This window comes from Lactobacillus sp. OTU4228 (assembly GCF_001006945.1).
Taxonomy (GTDB): domain Bacteria; phylum Bacillota; class Bacilli; order Lactobacillales; family Lactobacillaceae; genus Lactobacillus; species Lactobacillus amylovorus.
In genome coordinates, this window is sequence record NZ_CDLD01000038.1 from 98,828 (window position 1) to 122,330 (window position 23,503).

Genomic DNA, 23,503 nt, shown 5'->3' on the forward strand with positions numbered 1-23,503 from the left:
TTATACCCCTTTTTATCATTTAAACTGACTATTAACTATTTCAAGTGCTGTTGCAATAACCTGATCCATATTGTAATACTTATATTGACCAAGACGCCCACCAAAGATGACCTTATCTTGTTTCTTAGCTAATTCAGCATATTTAGCATACAAATCATTATTACGCTTATTATTTACTGGGTAATAAGGTTCATCACCACGGTGCCAATCAGCTGGATATTCGCGAGTAATTATTGTTTTATCCTTATCACCTTTGCCAAATTCAAAATGTTTATGCTCAATCACACGAGTATAAGGAATTTCAGCTTCAGTGTAATTAATCACAGCATTTCCTTGGTAATTATCTACATTCTTTTCTTCAGTTTCAAAATAAAGTGAACGATATTCTAGTTCGCCTAATTTATAATCGAAGAATTTATCAATCATGCCAGTGTAGACAATTTTGTCATAATTCTTCAAATACTCATCCTTTTTGTCAAAGAAGTCAGTATTTAATTTAACTGTGATATTAGGATCATCTAACATCTTTTCAACCATCTTGGTATAACCACCAATTGGAATCCCCTGATAATCATCGTTGAAGTAATTGTTATCATAAATTAATCGAACTGGAAGACGTTTAATAATAAAAGCAGGAAGTTCAGTACATTTTCTACCCCATTGCTTTTCGGTGTAGCCCTTGATCAACTTCTCATAGATATCTCTACCAATCAAAGAAATAGCTTGTTCTTCCAAATTATTAGGTTTTTTACCTGCCATTTCTTGACGTTGCTCATTGATTTTAGCCATAGCTTCTTGTGGAGTCCTAACACCCCACATTTCACTAAATGTATTCATATTAAACGGTAAGTTATACATATGGCCTTTGTAATTAGCAACCGGACTATTAGTATAACGGTTGAAATCCGCAAATTGATGAACATAATCCCAGACCTTTTTATTAGAAGTATGGAAAATATGAGCACCATACATATGAACTTGAATACCATCTATCTCTTTAGTATAGATGTTGCCTGCAATATGATCTCTTTTTTCAATTACTGTAACTTTATTTCCCCGCTTTGCTGCTTCATTAGCAAAAACAGAACCAAACAAACCTGCTCCTACAATCAAATAATTCATAATTTATATTTATCCTCAATACTATTTATTTTGAAGGCGTTGTATTTTTTTAACTGTGTCCATATTAACTGGTCGCTCAAACAAATTAATATTTTTTTGTACTGTTTCTTTTGTAATACTCGAAAAATCAATTTTTAATAATTCCGAAATTATCTCTTCATTAAATCTATATTTAATCACTCTTGCAGGTATTCCAACAGCTATTGAATAAGGTGGTATATCTTTAGTTACCAGAGCTTTTGCACCTATAACTGCCCCTTGACCTATGGTCACTCCAGACATAATTGTGACTTGTGCACCTATCCAAACATCGTCACCAATAATAATATTACCTTCATCTATACTTTCTTCTTTGCCATACAACATGTTTAAAAATGGATACGTTGTAGCAAAGTGTAATGGGTGTCCTCCACCAAGCATAAATAAATTTCCTAACGCTATAGAACAATATGCACCTATTTTTATTCTAGACTTTCCCGTAACAGGTGAATAATCGATAATATTAAGTGATCCATAACTTCCAATACCCACATCTACTTTTTTTAAGTCAATAGGCGTTGCAAAATTAATTTTACTTTCTGGATGCATCTTTTTCCATTTTTTGTTACACAGATATAAATTTATTTCATTTTTAATACGTGTAAAAACCATATATTATTCTTAATCCTAGCCTTTATTTTTTATATATCCAACTATTTTTCTACTATATTCAATATATTTAAAACATGCTTTTTCTAATTCATATCTAACTTTAGGCTCTTTTAAGTATGCTTTATAAAAATACAATTTACTGTGATTTAATATCTTTAGCTTTTTTACCTTATCAGGAATACTCTTATCTATTGAAGCAGAATGCAAATGATTATAGCTATCCGTATTTAATAAATATGTTTTATATTTTTTTTGGCGAAACTTATATCCTAAAACAGTTTCTTCTCCATACAGAAACATGTTTTCATCATATCCTCCAACATCCAAAAACTTTGAAAGATTTACTAAAAACATGGCTCCTGAAACACAATCCACTTGACTATATTTTTTTTGAAAATATTCATCTGGATAATGAAACTTTTTAAAAGATAATTTTCTAAGTTTTGTTTCGTCTAAAATCCATTGTAATGGCGTTGGTATTTTCCACGCTTTATTAATACTTGGAACCTTATTTATTTCTACTCCAGAAGTAATAGCAGCATCTGTTTTTTTCATCAATTTTACTAAATTTATGACAGTGGATTCAGTAAATTCAACATCAGGATTACAAACTATTGCCATGGAAGCGTTTAATTTTGCAGAGGCATATTTTATCCCAAAATTGTTTCCGTAACCATACCCTCCATTCTTATTCGACACTATAACTTTAATATGATCATCATCCTTATATAAATCTGACAATTTTTCAAATGAACCATCTGTAGAAGCATTATCAACAATTAGTATATAATTAAATACACTAAAGTCCTTAATTTTACTTACCAGTTTTTTAACATGAAAAGTATCATTATAATTAAGGATTTGACATATTACGTTTTGATTTTTCACTATAGTTTATGCCCTTCTCAACATTTTCTTGATGATATCTTTAGTTGTGATTTTTAAGCAATTTAAAGTATATTTTCCTAAAACAAGTTTAGACGGATAATTTGAAGGAATTGTATATTTCATATTCCTATTTTTAAAGAAATCTTCTAACTCTGAACCAAACATTAATAAAAAAGGCCCTTCTCCCAATGTTTTTGGAAAATTTTTAAATGGTTCATAATATCCATTAATATATATAGGTTTAATACCACTAACTGCGCTTAATTCATATAAGTTTATATGTAACAGACTTGTTTTATTAATTACAATTAATTTTAATTTTTTAGATGCAAATACTATATCAAATGGTATTGAACCATTTAAACATACTACTTCTTTAGCATTCTGGAAAATAGCAATTTGTTCTTTAACGTTTAACTTTTCTGGAGAAATTACAGTATAATCATTTTTTTTGAAATTATTTTCGATTATTTTCTCTCCGTATTCTTTATTTTGTGCTGCTTTTAAATTTGTTCGTGTTAAATAAACTTTAGCTGGAACAGATATACTTTTTACATCGGCATTTCTTATCATAGTTTTAAAAATCATAGGATATTCTTTATTAAATCCATGATTTTTATCTGTTGCCATTTGTGGAATAATAATTTTTCTAAATTTTGTTGGTTTACTTAAAACTATAATTTGAGATGCTTGTAATCCTAAGAGAGTTAAAGCCTCTAAGTAATTTCCTTTTATTTCACTATCATTTTCACTTAAAAAAACATACTTGTATTTTTTTGTATCTTTCAAATGTGATACAATCCACGCCCTACTTAAAGAATCTAGAATAAAATGTCCCCATTGATGAATAAACACACCTAGATACACTACTTCCAAATTACTTTCTTTGACTAAAGAGCTATCACAATCGTATTTTCCTCCTAGTTTAAACCATTCTCCATCATGATATGACAAAGAAACAAAATCTCCCTTTTCATTGACCACCCCACCTTTATTTTCATATAAAGGTAAAATACTACCGTTATCAACTTCCTCAATTTTTAATGATTTATTATATGCTAAGTTCCTATATTTATATGTACTAATCAATAATTTCACCCAAAAATAAACTCGTACTTTACAATGCCCTACTTTTTAAATGATGATCAACGGTTCTCAAAGTATTAAATACTTTTACAGATCGCTTTACCCCTATAATTTTTCTTAATTTACTAAATATAAGATATTTAGGAATTTTTGTATTTATATAATCTAAATTATTTATATTTTGATAAACATAACGATAGCATCTCTCTTTATCTTTACGTTCTGACAACAATTCAATCTGAAACATTGTGCTAACATATTTATCGGCAAAATATTTTTTTAGAATATCATTATTAGAAAATACTGTTATTAATTTATTAAATACAATTAATTGACTAAAAATATTTTGATACGTTTTTCTTTTTACCAGCGATCCAGTTGTATCAACTCTATGTTTAACAAAATTAATATTCAGAACTTTCAACTTCTTAACATACTTTATAAAATTAAAAAAGAAGTCGCAATCTTCTCCTACCGTTAATTTAGTGTCAAAATATACATTATTTGCTACAATAATCTCTTTTTTCCAGATGGATTGATATGGATTCCATGGAATCTGATATTCTTTTAACGCATATGCTTCACATATATCATATATATTATTAAAATCAGTTACAAATTTGGTATTTGTTTCAATGTATTCTCTATGTCGCTTAGTATTCCAATGTATTATATTTCCAACTAGCAAGTCTATATTATTATTCAAATACGTATCTATTGAGGATAGCATATTACTACACATTACATCGTCGCTATCTAAAAAAAATATGTACTTCCCTTTAGCTTTATTTAACCCAAGATTTCTTGCCGAAGAAACTCCTTGATTTTTTTGAGAATATAACTTAATATTCTTATAATTTTTAACATATTCCTCGCAAATAGCTACACTATTATCACTTGAGCCATCATTAATTAATATTATCTCAAAGTCAGTATAATCTTGCTGTAAAACACTATTTATACATTCTTTTAAATATTTTTCTGAATTAAAAATTGGAATAATTATCGATATTTTCATTTTGTTTTCTAGATATAAAATTCTTATTTTCTATTAATAACATTAATCCCATATAAATTGGAACAATGGTTGTTAAATTTAAAATATATATATTTGACATTGATATTATAAAAAATAAAGTTAAACCAATAAATAAGTTATCAGCAAACGTGCTTACCTTAATATGTTTAACAGAAACTATTATCCCCTTTAAAATTGGAAGAATTAATATGATAAAACCTAAAATTCCAAATTCAAACAAATTAATATATATACCAAAATCACTAATCCAATATGTATTCAACCCAATTTCATGATTATCAGGCGTGAATCCAAAGCCTAGCCATACATTACCATTCTGCCATTCATTTATAAAATAATTAAAACTATTAATACGCAATGTGGTTGAATATCCATTTACTGAATTAGGATCAAATGAATTAAAAAAAGAACTAATATATCCACGATTTAATAAAAATAGAATTATCATTATTAGTAAACTAATAACAGCTAACCCCTTATGATTTGAACTAAAGGCTTGAAATACTATCATTAAAAATAGAATTACAGTATAAACAAGAATTTGCATTCTAGTTTGACTTACAAAAATAGCATAGAAATATAACAAAATTATCCCTAGAATATTGTTAACTTTCTTTTTAAAGAATCCATTATTATAAATACCTAAAATACAAACAATAAATAAAAAACCACTAATATATGGCTCACTGATTCTTACTAAATTCAAACCTAATATATTTCGAGTCCAGTTCTCTCTCCCTTCAAAAAAGCCAGGTCCCAAATTAATATGTATAAAATTATAACTAAACCATAAGATAATACGTAACAATATAGCTGCAAATCCTATGTCCACTATATACTTCATAGTTTTATGAAACTGTGATTGTAATAATTCATACATTGGAAAAGTAGCTAATACTAAAAGTAACCCAGCAAATGTTGTGAAAGCAGCTTTAACTGTCATTCCCGGATACTGTATGCGAGTAGCCTGAAAGAAAAATACTCCCACGATTAAGAAAATAAATAAGACAAGATCTTTTCCCTTTAGAATTTTTACTCTATTCTCATCAAATACATAAACTAAAAAAGCAAATAAACCTAATACTAAAGACAATAACATTGCCTGTCTATCTAATGTCCCAAAAACATCCAAAAACCCCAAATTTAAGAAAATAATTGCATATATACAAAACTTATATATAGATTTTGCCATTACTTTTAACTTCTCAAACTTTCTAATATTCTAATTCTATAATTCTTATAATCAAACATGCGTGCTGATCTTCTTACACTTTCACTATTTGGTAAATTCCTTTTATGAGAAAGTAAATCACTTAAAATTTGTGTTAATTGTTTTTTATTTCCCATCTTATAAAGCCAGCCATTATTTTTATTCACTATATCTTTTGTTCCTGTCGGACAATCAGACGAAATAACAGCAACACCCCTGACTGTTGCTTCAATCAAAACCATAGGCAAGCCTTCAAATTTTGAAGTTAAAACTAATGCATCTGCCCTATCGATATGAGACCAAACATCTTTATAAAAACCCCTAAATCTTAGGTTATTACGTGTATTATTATTAGCAAGTTTTAGCAGTTTTTCTTGCGTATGTTCATCTACTTTACCATACAGATCACAAGTCCAACTTCCTTTTAAACCATTCAATGCTTCTATCAATTCAGACACATTCTTTTGCCCTGAATAATCAATACGCCCAATATAAATAAAATGATTTTGACTATGACTCCGCGGAATTAAATTAATATTATTAAAGGAAACAGGATTATAAACAACATATATTTTTGAATCTACTATTCCCATAGAAATTAGTTCTTTTCGTATTCCATTGCTAATTGCCCAAAATTTGTCCGCACAGTTTAAATATTTTCTTTTAACTTTTTTCATTTTAAACGAATAATGATACCATGCGATAATTTGAGTATTAGGAGATATTCTCTTTTTAAACTTAAATGCCAACGTCCAAATTATAGGATTTGTTGCAATAAAAAAGGCAGGTTGTTCCTTTCTTAATATTTTTCGTATTAAAAAGGGCATTATTAAGACATAACATATTAATTGGATTATTCTTTTATTTGAAAATTTATAAACTTTTTTAGGCCATTCTTTCATCCAATTTGAATATCTTGTCCCACCAAAACTAATTAATTTCCAATCTAAATTTTGCTCTTGAGAATCTCCTGTTATTGCATCATAAAAATTCTTTATTACTGTTTCAGTTCCACCATTACCGCTAAGATATGGTACGGCTACAATAGCTTTTTTCATTTTTGCCCTTAACTAAAATGTGTCTTTGTTTTGATTCCAATTTTTCTTTTAATAAGTGAAACAGCTTTTTGTAAGTTTTTCTTTCCACCCAGCTGTTCCCATTTTACTTCTGTGAGTTTAAACGTATTTGTTTCAAGCCACACATCCATCAAAAGCTCAGATATGTAGCCAAAAACCCTAGCTTCTTGAACCGAATAATCAGAAATATCTATTTCTTTCTCTAATTTCTCTAAAACATCAAAAATAAATTGACAGTAAGAATCAAAAGCTTTTCTCTTCATAATAAACATATTGAACATATGTGCTTTTGTTCTGCGCATTACTTTGTCATAATTAGACAAATAATTAGGATAATATTGAGCAATTATATCTCTAGTTTTGTCTAATGGTTCCTTATGATGTGCATGGATATAATGAGAATAATTTGTTTCAATGTAATAATTTCTTTTTTTAGGAAGAATTACATCATATTGAGTTAGTAATTCTTCTATTTTTTTGATACTAAGAACATTACTTAATGAATATGGCTTAGCATCAAAAAAGAGACGACGATAGTGAACAAGACCTATTGCATCTACATCTTTTAAATTCTTCCAAGCCCAATATACAGCAGTTAACTCATTATAATTGGGATTTTTAGAAGATATATTTTCTCCTTCGTCGTCTCTTTGATATTCAATTCCTGGTTTATAATTTCTAGCTGCACCTACTAAAATAGGCATGTATCCCTCTGCATTTGGCATAGGAAATTTCTTATGAGCAGCAACTAAAATCTTAATCTTCATAAAACTCTTTAATAAGCTCCATTCGGATGAATCATAACTAATACAGTCTTAATTATCAACTTCAAATCTTCCCACACACCAGAATGGTTAATATACACAATATCAAGCCAAACCATTTCGTCGAAATCGGCTTCGCTTCTACGAGTTACTTGCCATAAGCCAGTACAACCTGGCATTACGGTTAAGCGTTGCTTATCGTAGTTAGTGTATTCTTCAACTTCTGATGGTAGAGGTGGACGTGGACCAACTAGTGACATGTCGCCAATCAACACATTCCACAATTGTGGTAATTCATCTAAGCTATATTTACGAATCACATGTCCAATCTTGGTAACTCTTGGATCATCCTTGATCTTAAACATAGCCCCATCAATTTCATTCTGATCTTCTAACTTATCCAGCATCTTATCCGCATCAACGATCATCGATCGGAACTTCCACATTTTGAATGGCTTTTCGTTCTTACCAATTCGCTCTTGCGAATAAAAAGCTGGTCCTCCATCTTCACTTCTGATCTTGATAACCAAAAACAAAAACAATGGAGACAGAATAATTAACCCACATGCACTAGCAACGATGTCAAATAATCGCTTCACTACATGATAAAAAGGTCGATCATTGACCTTTGCAGGATTAACTTTTAGTCTTTCCATCGCCATCATTGCCTATTCTTACCTTCTATATCTATACTTTATTAACATAAATTTAAATTTTTTGTTTACTCTCAGTTAAGTATTATAATATCTAATTCTTATCTTGTCTCGTTTGCAAAAGCTTACATCTTAAAAAAGCGGAAGATATTTTTTCTTTTCTTAAGTGGGCGCCAATTTAATTGAACATTATCACCATTGACAATTGCCCGGGCGTTATTTTTAAACTCATTTACGCGTTCTTCGCCGAATTCTTCACCTAGCTTTTTTAATGCTGCACTATATTCATATTGCCTTTTGGGCAGATCATGAGCATCTGAAGCAAAGCAAGCACATTGACCTGCTTCGATGAATTGTTTGCTCATTTTTTCAATTTCTTTACCGAACGTACCAACATATGAACTAGCCGTTATCTGAACCAAGCATCCTTGCTCAATCAATTCTTGCAAGATGTGCGGCTCCTTCAAAATTCTACTGTTACGTTCCGGATGCACAACAATTGGTGTAATACCACGTTGTTGAATGCTAAAGATCATATCTTTAGCATAAGTTGGTACATCATCACTTGGAAACTCCAATAACATGTATTGTCCCTCTTCATCTAAGAAGAGAATGTCATCATTATCTAGTGCATCAGGCAAATCGCCTGAAATACGCACTTCTTGCCCAGGAAATACTGTTAATGGAATCTTTGCTTCATCAAGCATGTCTTGGAAATTTTCAGTTAACCGAATCACGTCTTTTTTATGATTAATGTATTTACCATTTAACGTGTGCGGCGTACATACTGCATGAGTAATTCCATCTTTGACAGCATCCCTTGCCAACTTAATTGATGTTTCCCAATCTTTTGATCCATCATCAATCCCTGGCAAAATGTGACAGTGAATATCAACTAAAGTCATAATTACTTCCTAAACTTAGAGAATAATCCTTTTTTCTTTGTATCTTCTTCTCCGTAGCCATAACCATAGCCGTATCCGTAACCATAGCCATAACCCGCATTATCAGAACTTACATCATTCATGATGTAACCCAAGATACGTGCCTTTGCAAATTCAAGCATTTCAACAGCACGCTTAATGGCCATCTTTTGCGTCTTACCTTGGCGAACTACTAAGACAACCCCATCTAAGTGACTAGCAAGTTCTTGTGTATCAGATACTTCAAGAACAGGAGCCAAGTCGATAATAACCAAATCGTAGCGTTCTTCGGTAAGTTTAACAAAGTCACGCATACGCTTAGAACCAATCAGTTCTGCTGGATTAGGTGGCATCGGACCAGCCGTTAACACGTAAAGATTATCTACGCCACTCTCTTGTACTACACTATCAAGATCAACTTCCTTAGCAGTTGAAGAGATAACTGTACTAAGACCAACATGATTACTTAAGTTAAATGTTGAATGTACTGTGGGTCTACGTAAGTCAGCATCGACTAACAAAACTTTACGTCCAGCTTGAGCATAAGTAACAGCAACGTTAGCAGCTACAGTAGACTTACCTTCACTAATATTAGCAGAAGTAAATGCTAAAGACTTAATGTCATGATCCACTGCCATAAAGTTAATATTAGTACGAACAGTACGGAATTGTTCAGCTATTGGACTCTTTGGCTTAGCTACAGTGATTAACTTAGCACCATTTTTAATGGTATCATCTGTACCGCGCTTTTTCTTAAATAATGGCATTTTGTCCTCCTACTCTTATACTCTACGTCTCTTAGTTTGTCCACGATTAGTCATACTTGCACTCTTTTTAATAGTAAATGAAGATGACAAGTGGAAGTGAGCAATTTGACCTAAGTTAGTTAAGCCTAATTCACGAGTTAAGAATTCATCGTCACGGACAGTAGTATTACTCATTTCACGAATAATAACTACAGCTAAGCTCAATACTAAACCAACTACGAAGCCGGCTAGGGTAAATAGCTTAACGTTAGGTGATGATTGAACACCATTAGTACCATTTGCCACAATTGTTACATTATTGACACTCATAATATTAGGAATCTCTTTACTAAAAGTTTCAGCTACTGCATTTACTTCTGCCTTTGCCTTAGCTGGTGTATCAGCCTTAGCTGAAATTGAGAAGACTTGTGATTGTTGTTGGGTACCTACTGAAATACTCTTAGCAAGTTCTTTTGCAGAAACTGAATAACTCTTGCCGCTTCGTTCAATTACAGCTGGGCGAGCTTTTCTCACTAATCTTCTTCTGCCGTTTTCATCAGTTCTGTACACTGCTTTTTGTGCCTTTTTCACAACAACAGTTGGATTAGCTAAACGATTAGAGGCTTCTGTCAAAATCTTGTTACTTGTTACGATGTCTTTATAAGTAGTAACCATCTGCATGTTAGCTTGTTGAGTCGCATAAGCTGCGTTTGGATCATTGTTACGACTCTTTTGGTTAACTAATAATTGAGCAGTTGAAGTATATTTAGGAGAAATTACAAATTCTGAAACTCCCCAGCCGACTAAGGCAAGACCTACACTCCAAAGAATCAATGCCCAGATATGCTTACGGCAAATGCGTAATAATTGGGTAAGATCGATTGTATTTTCTTGTTTTTGTTCCATATCTCTTTCCTTATACTAGTGATTCATGACATAGCTGGCACTATTAGCAGCAACTCTTACCTTAGGAAGACCTAATGCTGCTCTCAACTTATCAGAAACTCTCTGTCTTTCTTGTCTACTTACCACTTCAATTTCCATCGTACCAAACTTAGGATTTTGAGTTTGTTTACTTACACCTTGTGCGTGATCTTGTGACAAGTTATCTGTTGCATTTCTATAATCCATCCCGATCTTGTACATTTGATTCATAGTCAAGTCAGTTTGCATTTCACTTGAGATTGAATTCAAGAATTTAGTATTAAGTAGTGTAGTAGGTGAGATAGACTTCTTAAGAAGTGCCATGACAACACGGCGATCACGGTCTTGACGACCATAATCTTGACGTGGATCCCCATGTCTAAGTTGAGCAAAAGCTAATGCCTTCTTACCATCCATATGGTAGGTCTTACCTTCTTGGAAGTGGTATCCCATATTATCGAAAGTCAATGGTGAAGTTACATCAATTCCGCCAACTTGATTGATTGCCTTCTCAAGGCCACCCATGTTGATCATAATGTAACCGTCAATTGGCACACTATAGTATTTATCAAGCGTCTTAACCGTTTCACCAACTCCACCCAGTGTGTAAGCTGAGTTAATCTTAGTTACACCATATTGCGGGAAATCTGGGAAGATTGCATTTGAATCACGTGGAATAGATACAATTGTCGTACTATTAGTCTTAGGATTAATTGCCATCATCATGATGGTATCAGTACGTCCTTTCCAGCTACGTCCCATTGCTCCAGTATCAGTACCGAGCAAAAGAATATTGATTGGTTTCTTCTGCGCTAGCAAATTATCAAGATTACGTCCCTTGTTGCTCTTAGTTGTCTTAGCAACGGGAGTATACATATTTTGCGTGGTATCGCGTAAGTTCTTATAAACCATACCACAAACAAAAAGTGCAATGACTACAATAACGCCGATCACAATCCAGAACCAACGCCAAAACTTACGATGGTGATGACGGTGGTGTCTATGATGGTGATGACGTACATCATTATTTGGTTGATTATTTTCTGCCATTTTGATCCCCTTATTTATTTATACAACTTTCTTATTATATAACTGATACTAGCTTTTTTACAGGCTTGTAACGGCTTTCCACGTTAATAATCGTGTTTTTTCAACTATGTTGAACATGTAATACTAACTTCTTACATGCAAATGAACATATCATTTGTAAATAATATTGCCTGCAATAGACGATTCTTTGCTTCAGCAAAATGATTAATATCTACAAAAAAGATATCAAATTATATTAGCAATAATATGTACTTAATAATTCACATTTTTTCAATTAGTTGCCTATTGTAATACAATTAACTTATCTACACATTTAAAAAGAGGTGTTTACATGATTGATAATCAACCTAAAAAAACTAAAGCCTACATTGCAGGTGTGAACTTAAACGATCCTAACTTTGACTACTACATGACTGAACTGGCCAACTTAACTGAAGCTGACAACATGGAGGTCGTGGGACAAAGTTACCAAAACGCAGAATCAATCGTTGCCGGGACTTACTTCGGTGTCGGCAAGATTAACGAAATCAGAACAATGGCCCAAGGCTTGAAGGCCAAGGTTTTAGTTTTAAACGATGAATTAACCCCAGTGCAAATCCGTAACCTTGAGAAGTTAACCAAGATGCGGGTCATCGACAGAACTGAATTAATTTTGGAAATTTTTGCCAGTCGTGCTCGCACTAAGCAGGCCAAACTGCAGGTGCAACTCGCCAGATTGCAATATGAGTTGCCACGTCTTCACCCTTCCGAGAACAACTTGGACCAGCAGCGTGGTGGTGGTTTCGCCAACCGTGGTGCCGGTGAAAGTAAGCTGGAAATGAACCGCCGGACAATCGGCAAGCAAATTTCCGCTATTAAGAAGGAACTTAAGGCCGTTGCCAGTCAAGAAGAGATCAAGTCGGCTCGCCGTAACCAAAGCCGCATCCCTAAAGTTGCGCTAGTCGGCTACACCAACGCCGGCAAGTCCACCACGATGAACGGTTTGCTCCGCGAATTTTCTAAGGAAGGCAGCGACAAGCAAGTCTTCGTTAAGGATATGCTTTTCGCAACCTTGGACACCAGCGTGCGTCGCATCGACTTGAAGGACAACTTCAGCTTTATTTTGTCTGACACAGTTGGTTTTATCTCCAAGTTACCACACAACCTAGTTGAATCATTCAAGGCAACGTTACAAGAAACCAAAGATGCCGATCTGTTAATCAACGTGGTCGATGCATCCGACCCGAACATGGTGCAGATGATCCGCACTACACAGAACGTTTTGGATGAAATCGGCGTAAAGGGCATCCCAATGATCACCGCCTACAACAAGGCTGACAAGACTGACCGCAATTACCCACAGATCGAAGGTAACGACATTCTTTATTCCGCAATCGATCCTAAGTCGATCAAATTGCTGGCCGATTTGATTACAAAGCGCGTATTCTCCAACTACGAGAAGCTCAACCTGAACCTCCCATTAAGTGCAGGCAAGGAACTGGCTTATTTGCATGAGAATGCTCAAGTTTTGAGTGAAAATTACGAAGAAGACGGCGTCCACATTGAAGCCAACATTGCGCCTGATGATCAGAGCCGCTTTGAAAAATATTTGGTTAATAATAGGTAATATATAATGAAGAAACACAATTTGCTGGTGGCCATCGTTGCAGTGGTTGAATGCATTGCGTTCACTGCTCAGCCCGTTCAAGCAGCGAAGTATTCGAAGTCTGAGGCTAAGCAGGTTAAGTATTTCCAACGTAAATACAAGGATTTGGATAAAGCGCAATACAACCGCAACAGCATTTACCAGCAAGCACCAAATTTTGCCAATCCTTTTTCACCAGGGGTCTTGAATCCGGCATACATTTCAACCACGATGGATTACGTTAATTACTACCGTGATTTGGTGGGACTGCCTAGCGAAGCTAATCCTGATGACGCTAACCGTAGCGCCCAGATCGGTGCTGCATCCCTCGCCGCAGTCAACGCAAGTGCCAGCCTACAAGCGCACGGTTTAATTAACTACCTGCGTCCCAACTACATCAGCGAAAACGATTGGGGCATCGCCGAGAACGCTACGCTAGGCAACATCAACTTCTTGGACGATGCGCATAGCGCCTCAGCCGGCGAGATCGTAACGGACTTGATGCGCGAAGATAACAACATTGCGGGTGCCGGCAATATCGGCCACCGCGCTATAATTTTATCAACACGCGCAACGCGCATGGGAATCGGTGCAGCGTACGGCATGAGCACCGATATGCTTTATTCAGTTGAATATGGCCTGTTCGCCGACGACATCTTGCGTGCGCCAGTAAAGTCACGCATCGTTTATCCAGCTGCGAAGGTCTTCCCATATGAATTAGTCGGCAAGGACACGCCATGGTCATACTCGACCACGAAGCGGATCTCGAGCAAGCCGAAGATTTATATTACGGATTTGACCAAGAACAAGAAGAAGCGTTACCGCGCAACGCAGGTGCGCAACTTCAAGACGCTGTTCTATGGCGAAGGCTACACCACGACGATCACGTATCGTCCGGGCAAGGTCAAGCTGGTCAACACGCACAAGTATAAGGTGCAGATTGGCAAGTATTACACATACACGTTTAGATTCTTTAGACAAAAAGGTTAATAGTATGCAAAAAGGCAGCCGAGATTTCGGTTGCCTTTTTGAGCTTTTATGACATATACCCCCAACATTTTGAGTTTACGGAGGTGAGAGTCATGATTAATTGGATATTTATAGTTATACAAATTTCTTGTAGATTTCGCAATTACTACAAGAATTTAGAAACCATACGAAAAAGCCATCCATTTTTGGATGGCATCATTATCTATAGCACTCTCTTAGCAATCGTAGGATAGTAATAACTCGACATATTTTGCAAAATCGTACCTTGATCTGGCGTTGCGGAATTAACATATTGATTATTACCAATATAAATCGCAACGTGATATGGAGCCGTTTCAGAACCCCAGAAGACCAAATCGCCTGCTTGCAATTTATCTAATGGAACAGTCTGACCTACCTTAACTTGATCGTAAGTCGTACGTGGCAAGTTGATTCCGGCCGCATGTTGATAAACATATTGTACTAAGCCAGAGCAATCGAACTTATCTGGTCCAGTTGCACCCCAAACGTAAGGCTTACCCACTTGCTCTTTTGCAAGTGCAACAATAGAAGCGGCCTTGCTTGAGGCTTGGATTGATGAAGTATTGGTCTTCTTATTAGCCGTCGTTTTTTTAACCGTTTCGTTAACGATTTGGTTAGCTTTTTTAACTTTATCTTCCTTAGTCGTTTTCTTCTTTTGCGTAACCTGTTTTACCTTGTTGGCCAAATTAGCAACTGGTGACTTCTTCTTAGTAGTCTTAGTCGCAGTTTTAACCGGTTCTTCCTCACTGACATCAACGGTGTAACGCGCTTCAATCCATTCACGCGTACCCACCTTGTACCATAGGCTGCCTTTACTATCGACCGCAGTTTCAGCTACGTTCCAAACGGAGCCGTCCTTTGCGCGGTAACCCATGAACTTACCATTTTCATAATTAGTCCAAATATTCAGACTCTTACCTGGCAAGTAGCTAATTTTGACGCGTTTAACAGCAGTAAAATTGGCTGCTCTAACTGTTTTAAGTGATGTTATTGCAGAAACGCCTGTAACGGACAGTGCTGCAGCCGCTCCCAACTTAAACAATTTATGTTTCGACATAATTCAATCCCCTTGGTAGCGAAAAATATCCCACTTTTACTACTTGATAACGTCTTCATTATCACATGTGTAATCAAAAATCGCAAATGTAACTATTTAAATAAGTTTATAGACGCAAAAAAACGAACCACAAATCGTGTGATTCGCTTAATTCTTTTATTCAATTTTCGTTTAGTTCAAAATACGCTTAGCTGCGCTTGGGTAGAAGTAACCACTCAAACTTTGCTTGATAACGCCTTGACCTGGAGTCGCGGCGTGGATGTATTGATTGTTACCAACATAAATACCTACGTGGTATGGAGCACTTGCGGAGCCCCAGAAAAGCAAGTCACCTGGTTGTAAGTTCTTCATTGAAACTGAGGTACCTTGCTTAACTTGGTCGTAAGTAGTTCTACCGATGTTCACACCAGCAGCCTTTGAGTAAACATATGAGGTAAGACCTGAACAGTCAAAACCGTTAGCACCGGTACCGCCCCATACGTAATTCTTACCAAGTTGTGCTTCAGCTAAAGTAACAATAGCTGATACATCGCCGGTTGCTTGAACTGACTTCTTAGCCTTCTTTGGCTTAGCAGCTGTTGCAGTAGCTTGAGTTGTAGTATTCTTAGTTACTGTATTACCAGCTGGAGTGGTGTATTGAGCCATGATCCATTGGTTTTGACCAACTTGGTACCAAACGCGTCCCTTCTTGTCAGTCTTTTGATCAAGGACATTCCAAGTGGTGCCGTGTTGTGCACGTTGACCTGTGAAGTGACCACCGTTGTAGTTATCCCAGATATTTATACCGTAACCTGGAACGTAGTTGATCTTTACTTTAGTGGTAGCAGCTTGAACTTTAGCAGTAGTTGATTCTGGCTTAACAGCACTTACTGTAGCTACACCGGTCAGAGTTAAAGCAGCTGCTGCAGTAACTTTTACAAAATTGCTCTTAATATTCATCAAATGCTCCTATATATGTCTGTTAGTTTTTACTTAAGTTGTCAGATCTTTTAGTTTTGGTAACGAAAATGCGTTTTTTCGGAAAATCTTTAAACTTCTTTAATTAATCTACAAGCTCTATAATAATGTCCTTATGTTACAGAACTGTTACAAAGGTAATACTAACTTAATAAAAAAAGCGTTTTCGAAAATTTACACAAAAAAAGAGTTGGATAAAAAATCCAACTCTTCTTTCTATAATTTTTTGAGAAATATATTTTTTATTTTGTTTTAGTCGATAACACGCTTAGCTGATGATGGCATGAATGAACCTAAAGTTTGGATCTTAACGTTTTGACCAGGAGCTGGAGCGTGAACATACTTACCATTACCAATGTAGATAGCTACGTGTGAGTTACCCCAGAATAACAAGTCACCCTTCTTAAGCTTCTTAGTTGAAAGTGATACTGCCTTACCTAAAGTGATTTGGCCGTAAGTAGTTCTTGGCAAAGTCTTGTTAATTGCGTTCTTGAAAACGTAAGTAGTTAAACCTGAGCAATCGAAACCTGAAGGACCAGTTGCACCCCAGATGTAAGGCTTGCCAACTTGCTTCTTAGCGAGCTTAACAACTGCGCCACGTTTTTGGTCAGCTGCTGAAGTCTTCTTAACTGAAGAATCGGCTGGAGTAGTTGTTTCGATATCAGAAAGAGAATCGTTAGTGTTTACAGTAGTAGTGTTAATGTCGTCAGCGTGAACAGTTGCTGCAGGAACATTAACAGTTGCAAGACCTGTAAAGAAAATTGATAAAGCTGCTGTGTATTTAACCAAAGTACGTTTAAAACTCAAAATTTATTTCTCCTTAAAAATTATTTTTTATTCTTAGTTTTTAAATTCGTTTATTTAGTGATCTCTTGGATCAACTGACGTTTTATATAATAACGCCCGAATGTTACATGAATGTTTCAAAAGAACTACCATCACGTTAAGAAACATTGCAAAAGGAGAAATGATCTGTAAAAAACGGAGTGCCTAGTCTTCCTCAAGCCTTGATATGATTGAGTTTAACGTTTCTTTAGTTTTGTTAAGATTATCGTTAACAATTACATGAGCGTATTGTTTCAAATCTGCTGGAAGCAAGTTTAATTCGCTACCACTAAGGCGTTCCTTAATCTTCTCAGGATCATCGCCACGCTTGAGCAGCCGCTCTTTTAGCTCTTCTTTAGTCGAAGTTGTGACATATAAGAAATAAACTTTGTCACCTAATTGTTTAATGTAAGAATATACGCCTTGAATATCGACGATTAATGACACCAGATCGTGTTTTTTCCAAGCGAGGTTTAATGCTTCACGACTTGAACCATACTGATATGAACCGTATTTTACATGTTCAAAGAAGTGTAATTTCTTAAATGAATCATCTGTTTCAAAGTGATATGACACATTCTGCTTTTCGCCGACACGCATTGGCCGTGTGGTATGCGTTAAAACGCGCGGAATGTCATATTTTTCATTTAAATAATCGGAAATGGTCGTCTTGCCAGCACCACTTGGTCCTGCAATTAAAATTATTTTTTTCAAAAGAATATCCCCCACTTGAAAATGTTGCTTTTATATATTAACATTCTACTGTCAAAAAAGACTAAGACTTTTCATTTGGAAAGGAAAATATAAATAATGAAAAAAGCAGACGTAAAAGTAGGCGCAATCGTTGGCGCTAAGTCAGAAGAAGAACTTAAAAAGCCATTCCAAGGCAAAGTTGAAAAAATTTACGAAAACTCTGCACTCTTAGCTATCACTTCATACGATCCCGTTGACGCAACTTCAGTCAGCGACTTGAACAACAAAATCGTAGTCAACTTCAAGAACTTAAAGGTTGCTCGTACTGTCAAGAACAGTAAGACTGCTTCAACTAACGAAGTTAAGGTAGAAAAGATTGCCAAGAAGGACGACAAGAAGTCTTCTAAAGACAAGAAATAATTCAAATTTGTAAAAAAGATCCTACGTGTTTATTTACGTAGGATCCTTTTTTGCCTAAAATTAGGAAGAAATTTAATTTACAAGGGAGAAAAAATGAAGGAAAAAACAAGAACCGTCCTCTTTTGGTTCATTTTGATTCAACCATTTTTGGACTTGTACTGGTTCTACAACGGCAAATTGGCTGACGTCTTGCCATTCACTTTGCCAACAATTATTAGAATCCTGGCTGTTTTTGTCATCTTCTGCATGTTTTTCAGTCAAAAGCAAAACTGGCAAAAACTGGGACAAGAAAAATGGTTGATCGTTTATCTAGCATTATTGATTGTCTACTCGATTCTGCACCTGATTCACGTCCGTCACTTCAACAGCGTAAACCCCAACGATTATAATTACTCAACCGTCAGCGAAATCTTCTATTTAATTAGAATGGTTTTGCCCCTCTTGGTAATTTTCTTTACCAAAGAACTCGAATTTACCAGAGAGCAATTTAGACACGTAATCGAAGGAATCAGCGGACTTTTCTCATTCACGATCGTCATCAGCAATCTCTTCGTAATCTCGCTGAGAAGCTATGAAACAGGCTTTATCAGTGCCAATATCTTCGAATGGTTCGTTAATCCAAATATCGGCTACTCGCATATGGCTTCGAAGGGCTTCTTCAACTTTGCCAACATGGTTTCGGCCGTATTGTTTATGCTTGTACCGCTCATGCTCTACTTCATGTTCAGCCACTTCAATTGGAAGACTATTACGTTGAACGTAGTCCAAGCTTTAGCCATGATCGAATTGGGAACGAAGGTTGCCTTGATCGGTTTAATCGGCGGTATTATCGCAGGCGTTCTGCTCTATGTTTTCCATTTGTACATTGTTAAAGATGTAAAGAAAAATGGGAAAGCAATCGTTGTTGCACTGCTCATGGAAGCCGGAACTCTTGCAATCATCCCCTTTGGCCCAGCCATTCAACGTTACAACTACGAAAAATACTTGGCTCAACAATCCGACAACAGTTTGACCCAAGCTAAAGAAGAATTGGCTGAAGGCCTTAAGAAGTATCCTAGTGGTCAAAAGCGCAAGGAATTTTTGACTAACTTCATTGGCGAGCACTATCAAGATTATGCTTTAAACAAAAAGTTTGTCACCAAGAGCTATCCATATAAATACGATCCAGAATTCTGGCTCAAGATCATGAACGAACCAGGCACTTCACGGATGCAAAACCGCCACGTCGAAAAGGCGATGCTGGATCAGGTGATTAAAACTAACAATAATAAGCTCGACAAGGTATTCGGTATTTCTTATACCAGAGAAACCAATATCTTCAATCTAGAGCGTGATTTTACCAGTCAGGTCTATTCCCTTGGCTGGGTCGGCATGCTACTGTTTATCGGTCCTTACGTCGTGATCATGCTCTATGCTTTGATCAAGTGGCTAATAAATAAACAACTGCGGACATACCTCATTAGTTCGATGCTTTTGTCCATTGCCTTCATGCTCTTGGCGGCATTTCTTTCAGGCAACGTGATGGACTTCTTAACCGCCAGCTTTATCTTGGCCTTTGTCGAAGGCGGGATGCTCGGTGAGATTAAAAAAGAAGACTAAAAAAATAAACTAGATCAGAATTAACTGATCTAGTTTTTCTTTTGCCTATTTTTGCTTAATAAAGCTCTGATCTGGTACACGGATCAAGTAGTAGCGCGTAGCTAAATGCCCTGCGTGCATCCCTATCCCGTTTTGCCAGTTTTTCTTATAAAATGCCGTATAAATAGCAACATAAGCACGTTGGTATTTCTTATCCATCTTCGTCAGATCCTTCTTAACGTAAGGGATCTTCTCGGCATCCACATCAAGTGCAGTGTTGCCGTATGCAATTGAAGCATAGTCACTTGATGCCGTAATCTTGCTTCCTGCACGATAGAAAGTATATGTCTGTGAACCGTTCTTTCTCTTATCAGAGTTGATGGTTACGTAGCTTGAATTGCCCGAACCAGTTCTCATAATCAATGGTTCATACTTAATGGTTGAAGTAATGCGGTTAGCATCTTCCAAATCCGGATTGTCCATAAAAGTCTGATTGAACATCCAGCCAGCTGCCACTAGCAATACAACAACTTCAACTACGTTAATTAAAAAGTTTGGCCAAGTAAAGCGTTTATGCTGTTTGATAATCATCTTGATCCGCCGTTGACGGATATTCTGGACGATAAAAACTAAATAAAGAATAATTGCGACCCAAATCAAGATCCCAATAATGTTCCAACTAAACATTGCGTCGTCCTCCTTGCTTTTAATTATAGGGGAATTTATTAAAAATTTGAATAGCAGATACATTGAATACTTTGCTTACAGGTGAGACGATACTCATAGGTACATTAGATTTATTAGGGAAAAATATGGTAGCAATTGCATTTTATTCAATAACTGGGCTTCATGATGGACTCTGTCGTTGATTTTTTAACATATAAAGACAACAAGAAAAACTTAATAGGAATTATTGGTTGTGGCAACCGAAACTTCAACGACCTTTTCGCTCAAACCGCTAAGAAGATCGCAGTAACTTTGGAAGTGCCCATTTTATATTTACTAGAATTCAGTGGTACTAATGAAGATGTGAAAAAGGTGTAATCAAGAGTGCAGTCTTTGAAGACTTCTTCTTCTACACCAATAATCATTCACTAACAAAATTCAAAGAAATTAAGTAATGAAAAAGCCCAGGAACAAATTCCTGGGTATTTTTGTCGCTACTTCTTTTTAGTTGTAGCTTTCTTCTTGGTCGTTGTCTTTTTCTTAGTAGTGGTCTTGGTAGTTTTAGCCTTACTTTCAGTCTTCTTTTCAGGCTTCTTGTATTCTCGCACTACCTTTATCTTTTCAACGATAGCGTCAACCAACTTATCAACTACTGCGTCAGAGTCTTGTTCGATTTCTTCTTCAGTTGCCAATTGATCGATTCTGAAGTGAGAAACGTTAACGTATTCTGAACGTGTTTCAAAATAGACGTTCAAGCCATATTCTTGGCCTTCTTCAAAGAAGTTAGCCACCTTTTTATAATTGGCATATGGCAAGTTGATGATGTTAGTTTCAAGTGCAAAAGTAACGGGACGTTGACCGGTTACTGCCAGTTGCGTTTGTACTAATGAATCATGCTTGAATGCAGCTACGACTTCCTTGACCATCTTTTTGGCGTAAGGCTTGATTTTACTTTTAGATTTACTGATGTCGGCGTATTTTACTGTTTCAAGATCTTGAATGTAGTCTTGGTTTTCAATTTTATCGTTTAAATCTTTTAAATTAATCTTCAAAATAAACTATCCTTTTTTTGTTTGTCTTACTATCAACATACTACAAAAAATTTTTTTGTCATCTTTTTAATGGGATTTTGCTAGAATAAGAATCATGCACAAGAAAAAATTTAATCTTAAAAACCTATTTTGGATTATTCCAGCAGCAATAATTCTTATTATAGGTGCTATTTATCTTTTTAACAAAAATAAAATTAACGATGAAATCAACTGGATGACCATGAAGCAGGAACAAAAATTAAACGTTCCGCTCGAAAATCAAATGCCGGATCTGCCTAATGGCTGCGAGGTTACCAGCTTGTCGATGTTGATGAATTACTATGGCATCAAGGTTTCGAAAAATGAACTAGCTGAAACGATCCAGCACGTCGATTCCTTTACCGATGGTGGCAAATACCGCGGCAATCCACACCAGGGATTCGTCGGTCATATGACGATCGCCAACGCCGGCTGGTGTGTTTATAACGAGCCGCTTTACAACGTTGCGCGTAAATATACTAGCCACATCGAAAACATCACAGGGAGCGATTTTTTGAGCCTGCTCAAGCTAGTTTCAACCGGTCACCCTGTCATGATCATCACCACGACCACTTTTAACAAGGTTAACAATATGCAAACGTGGGATACCAATACGGGCAAAGTAAACGTTACACCATCTTCGCACGCTTGCGTGATTACTGGCTATAGTAAGCCGAAAAAAGTTGTCTACGTGAACAACCCTTATGGCTATAAGAATCAGCCTGTTAATTGGAAGAACTTGCAAGCTAGCTACAACCAGCAAGGAAGGCAAGCTTTATATATTAGATAATACAAAAAGGGCCAAGCAAAAGCTTGGTCCTTTTTACTCAAGGCACATGCATAAGCATATGTGGGCATTAAACTGTTCACATCAGTGTGCCCAACATCGACGCTTCCCGCGTCTGCCACTTAAGGCGGATGTCCTCTATCTCATAAATATACGCATCTCGCGTTCATTAATCGACTCGTCAACTGGAAAGTATACTACCTTTTCTTTTTCATGTACAGCTGCAGTTTCTTTAAATGACCATTTTTTATTTTATAAAAAGCTTCAATACACATCGTTGAAAGCAAGAAGCCAATCCCGATTGCACCTGTAACGATGGCTACCCGCAAGATCAATTCTTGACCGTGAAGATAGTCGCCTACTATGAAGGCACGCACTGCTTGATAAGCGGGCATCCCCGGCACCAGCGGCACCAACGCTGGAATGTTAAACACCGTTACCGGACACTTTTTAATCCGCGCAAAAAACAGACTCAAGATACCGATCAAAAAGGCTCCGAGCAGATTCGACAACATTCTGCCCATCCCGGCACGAAAGCAGAACCAATAAGCCATCCAGGCCACTACTCCGCTAATCCCTGAAAAATTCAGTGCACGGTGCGGTACGTTAATGGTTAAGGCAAAGCCCGCAGAGGCTAAATAAGAAAATACGACATTAATTACGATCTCTAACCAAAATGGCAT

Annotated in this window: 25 protein-coding genes and 1 pseudogene; 6 read left to right on the top strand and 20 right to left on the bottom strand. The window is 35.9% G+C overall.

The genetic code is table 11. The annotated features are described in order from the left end of the window. Positions 1-15 precede the first annotated feature (15 nt). From glf to BN1206_RS08155, 13 genes are all read right to left on the bottom strand, one after another. The gene (glf, locus tag BN1206_RS08095; RefSeq protein ID WP_052543220.1) at positions 16-1,122 is read right to left on the bottom strand and encodes a UDP-galactopyranose mutase; all 1,107 of its coding nucleotides are present in this window, start codon (positions 1,120-1,122) and stop codon (positions 16-18) included. Between the two features lie 21 nt (positions 1,123-1,143). Then, positions 1,144-1,773 carry a CatB-related O-acetyltransferase gene (locus tag BN1206_RS08100; protein WP_052543221.1) on the bottom strand — a complete coding sequence of 210 codons (630 nt, stop codon included), beginning with the start codon at positions 1,771-1,773 and terminating at the stop codon, positions 1,144-1,146. A 15-nt stretch (positions 1,774-1,788) separates the two neighbouring features. Beyond that, complete coding sequence (locus BN1206_RS08105) at positions 1,789-2,661, bottom strand: glycosyltransferase (RefSeq protein ID WP_052543222.1); 873 nt, start codon at positions 2,659-2,661, stop codon at positions 1,789-1,791. A 6-nt stretch (positions 2,662-2,667) separates the two neighbouring features. Further along, positions 2,668-3,750, bottom strand: a complete 1,083-nt coding sequence (locus BN1206_RS08110; protein WP_052543223.1) for a glycosyltransferase family 61 protein — start codon at positions 3,748-3,750, stop codon at positions 2,668-2,670. Positions 3,751-3,778: 28 nt separating this feature from the next. Continuing rightward, positions 3,779-4,765 carry a glycosyltransferase family 2 protein gene (locus BN1206_RS08115; RefSeq protein WP_052543224.1) on the bottom strand — a complete coding sequence of 329 codons (987 nt, stop codon included), beginning with the start codon at positions 4,763-4,765 and terminating at the stop codon, positions 3,779-3,781. After that, positions 4,734-5,978: a hypothetical protein gene (locus BN1206_RS08120; RefSeq protein ID WP_052543225.1), complete on the bottom strand. Its 1,245-nt coding sequence runs from the start codon at positions 5,976-5,978 to the stop codon at positions 4,734-4,736. Before BN1206_RS08120 ends, BN1206_RS08115 begins: the two co-directional genes overlap by 32 nt. A 5-nt stretch (positions 5,979-5,983) precedes the next feature. Beyond that, positions 5,984-7,054 (bottom strand): glycosyltransferase, encoded by a 1,071-nt coding sequence (locus BN1206_RS08125; RefSeq protein ID WP_052543226.1) that lies wholly within the window; start codon positions 7,052-7,054, stop codon positions 5,984-5,986. A gap of 8 nt (positions 7,055-7,062) precedes the next feature. Continuing rightward, positions 7,063-7,839: a DUF4422 domain-containing protein gene (locus tag BN1206_RS08130; protein WP_052543227.1), complete on the bottom strand. Its 777-nt coding sequence runs from the start codon at positions 7,837-7,839 to the stop codon at positions 7,063-7,065. 8 nt (positions 7,840-7,847) lie between these two features. Next, positions 7,848-8,498: a sugar transferase gene (locus tag BN1206_RS08135; RefSeq protein WP_052543253.1), complete on the bottom strand. Its 651-nt coding sequence runs from the start codon at positions 8,496-8,498 to the stop codon at positions 7,848-7,850. A 116-nt stretch (positions 8,499-8,614) separates the two neighbouring features. Further along, positions 8,615-9,394 (bottom strand): tyrosine-protein phosphatase, encoded by a 780-nt coding sequence (locus BN1206_RS08140; protein ID WP_052543228.1) that lies wholly within the window; start codon positions 9,392-9,394, stop codon positions 8,615-8,617. Positions 9,395-9,396: 2 nt separating this feature from the next. Then, the gene (locus BN1206_RS08145) at positions 9,397-10,179 is read right to left on the bottom strand and encodes a CpsD/CapB family tyrosine-protein kinase (protein ID WP_013438614.1); all 783 of its coding nucleotides are present in this window, start codon (positions 10,177-10,179) and stop codon (positions 9,397-9,399) included. 15 nt (positions 10,180-10,194) lie between these two features. Continuing rightward, on the bottom strand, positions 10,195-11,064 hold the full coding sequence (locus BN1206_RS08150; protein WP_052543229.1) for a YveK family protein: 870 nt from the start codon (positions 11,062-11,064) through the stop codon (positions 10,195-10,197). Positions 11,065-11,079: 15 nt separating this feature from the next. After that, entirely contained in the window at positions 11,080-12,132 is a 1,053-nt protein-coding gene (locus BN1206_RS08155) for an LCP family protein (protein ID WP_052543230.1), read from the bottom strand. Between the two features lie 331 nt (positions 12,133-12,463). Between BN1206_RS08155 and hflX the strand changes: the two genes are divergently transcribed. Next, the gene (gene hflX, locus BN1206_RS08160) at positions 12,464-13,738 is read left to right on the top strand and encodes a GTPase HflX (protein ID WP_052543231.1); all 1,275 of its coding nucleotides are present in this window, start codon (positions 12,464-12,466) and stop codon (positions 13,736-13,738) included. A 6-nt stretch (positions 13,739-13,744) separates the two neighbouring features. Further along, positions 13,745-14,746, top strand: coding sequence for a CAP domain-containing protein (locus BN1206_RS08165; RefSeq protein ID WP_052543232.1), 1,002 nt, complete (start codon positions 13,745-13,747; stop codon positions 14,744-14,746). Positions 14,747-14,948: 202 nt separating this feature from the next. Here BN1206_RS08165 and BN1206_RS08170 read toward each other — a convergent pair whose 3' ends face one another. From BN1206_RS08170 to BN1206_RS08185, 4 genes are all read right to left on the bottom strand, one after another. Beyond that, the gene (locus tag BN1206_RS08170; protein WP_052543233.1) at positions 14,949-15,824 is read right to left on the bottom strand and encodes a C40 family peptidase; all 876 of its coding nucleotides are present in this window, start codon (positions 15,822-15,824) and stop codon (positions 14,949-14,951) included. A 171-nt stretch (positions 15,825-15,995) separates the two neighbouring features. After that, a complete protein-coding gene (locus BN1206_RS08175) occupies positions 15,996-16,763 on the bottom strand; it encodes a C40 family peptidase (protein WP_013642459.1) in 768 nt (255 codons plus the stop codon). A gap of 270 nt (positions 16,764-17,033) precedes the next feature. Continuing rightward, on the bottom strand, positions 17,034-17,588 hold the full coding sequence (locus tag BN1206_RS08180; protein ID WP_013438629.1) for a C40 family peptidase: 555 nt from the start codon (positions 17,586-17,588) through the stop codon (positions 17,034-17,036). A 183-nt stretch (positions 17,589-17,771) separates the two neighbouring features. Beyond that, positions 17,772-18,320 carry a guanylate kinase gene (locus BN1206_RS08185; RefSeq protein WP_052543234.1) on the bottom strand — a complete coding sequence of 183 codons (549 nt, stop codon included), beginning with the start codon at positions 18,318-18,320 and terminating at the stop codon, positions 17,772-17,774. A 96-nt stretch (positions 18,321-18,416) separates the two neighbouring features. On the opposite strand from BN1206_RS08185, the gene BN1206_RS08190 reads away from it, so the two are divergent. Continuing rightward, entirely contained in the window at positions 18,417-18,719 is a 303-nt protein-coding gene (locus tag BN1206_RS08190; RefSeq protein WP_014566177.1) for a DUF2187 family protein, read from the top strand. Positions 18,720-18,812: 93 nt separating this feature from the next. Further along, the gene (locus BN1206_RS08195; protein WP_052543235.1) at positions 18,813-20,318 is read left to right on the top strand and encodes an O-antigen ligase family protein; all 1,506 of its coding nucleotides are present in this window, start codon (positions 18,813-18,815) and stop codon (positions 20,316-20,318) included. Between the two features lie 45 nt (positions 20,319-20,363). Here BN1206_RS08195 and BN1206_RS08200 read toward each other — a convergent pair whose 3' ends face one another. Beyond that, positions 20,364-20,984, bottom strand: a complete 621-nt coding sequence (locus BN1206_RS08200) for an LVIS_2131 family protein (RefSeq protein ID WP_013438633.1) — start codon at positions 20,982-20,984, stop codon at positions 20,364-20,366. 159 nt (positions 20,985-21,143) lie between these two features. Between BN1206_RS08200 and BN1206_RS08205 the strand changes: the two are divergent. After that, positions 21,144-21,338 (top strand): annotated as a pseudogene (locus BN1206_RS08205) (class Ib ribonucleoside-diphosphate reductase assembly flavoprotein NrdI); the annotation flags it as partial. A 119-nt stretch (positions 21,339-21,457) separates the two neighbouring features. On the opposite strand, the gene BN1206_RS08210 reads toward BN1206_RS08205, so the two are convergent. Further along, the gene (locus tag BN1206_RS08210) at positions 21,458-22,015 is read right to left on the bottom strand and encodes a hypothetical protein (RefSeq protein WP_052543236.1); all 558 of its coding nucleotides are present in this window, start codon (positions 22,013-22,015) and stop codon (positions 21,458-21,460) included. A 94-nt stretch (positions 22,016-22,109) separates the two neighbouring features. Between BN1206_RS08210 and BN1206_RS08215 the strand changes: the two genes are divergently transcribed. Continuing rightward, a complete protein-coding gene (locus BN1206_RS08215) occupies positions 22,110-22,823 on the top strand; it encodes a C39 family peptidase (protein ID WP_013438635.1) in 714 nt (237 codons plus the stop codon). 194 nt (positions 22,824-23,017) lie between these two features. Here the strand turns inward: BN1206_RS08215 and BN1206_RS08220 are convergent, their stop codons facing one another. After that, complete coding sequence (locus BN1206_RS08220) at positions 23,018-23,503, bottom strand: threonine/serine exporter family protein (RefSeq protein WP_013438636.1); 486 nt, start codon at positions 23,501-23,503, stop codon at positions 23,018-23,020.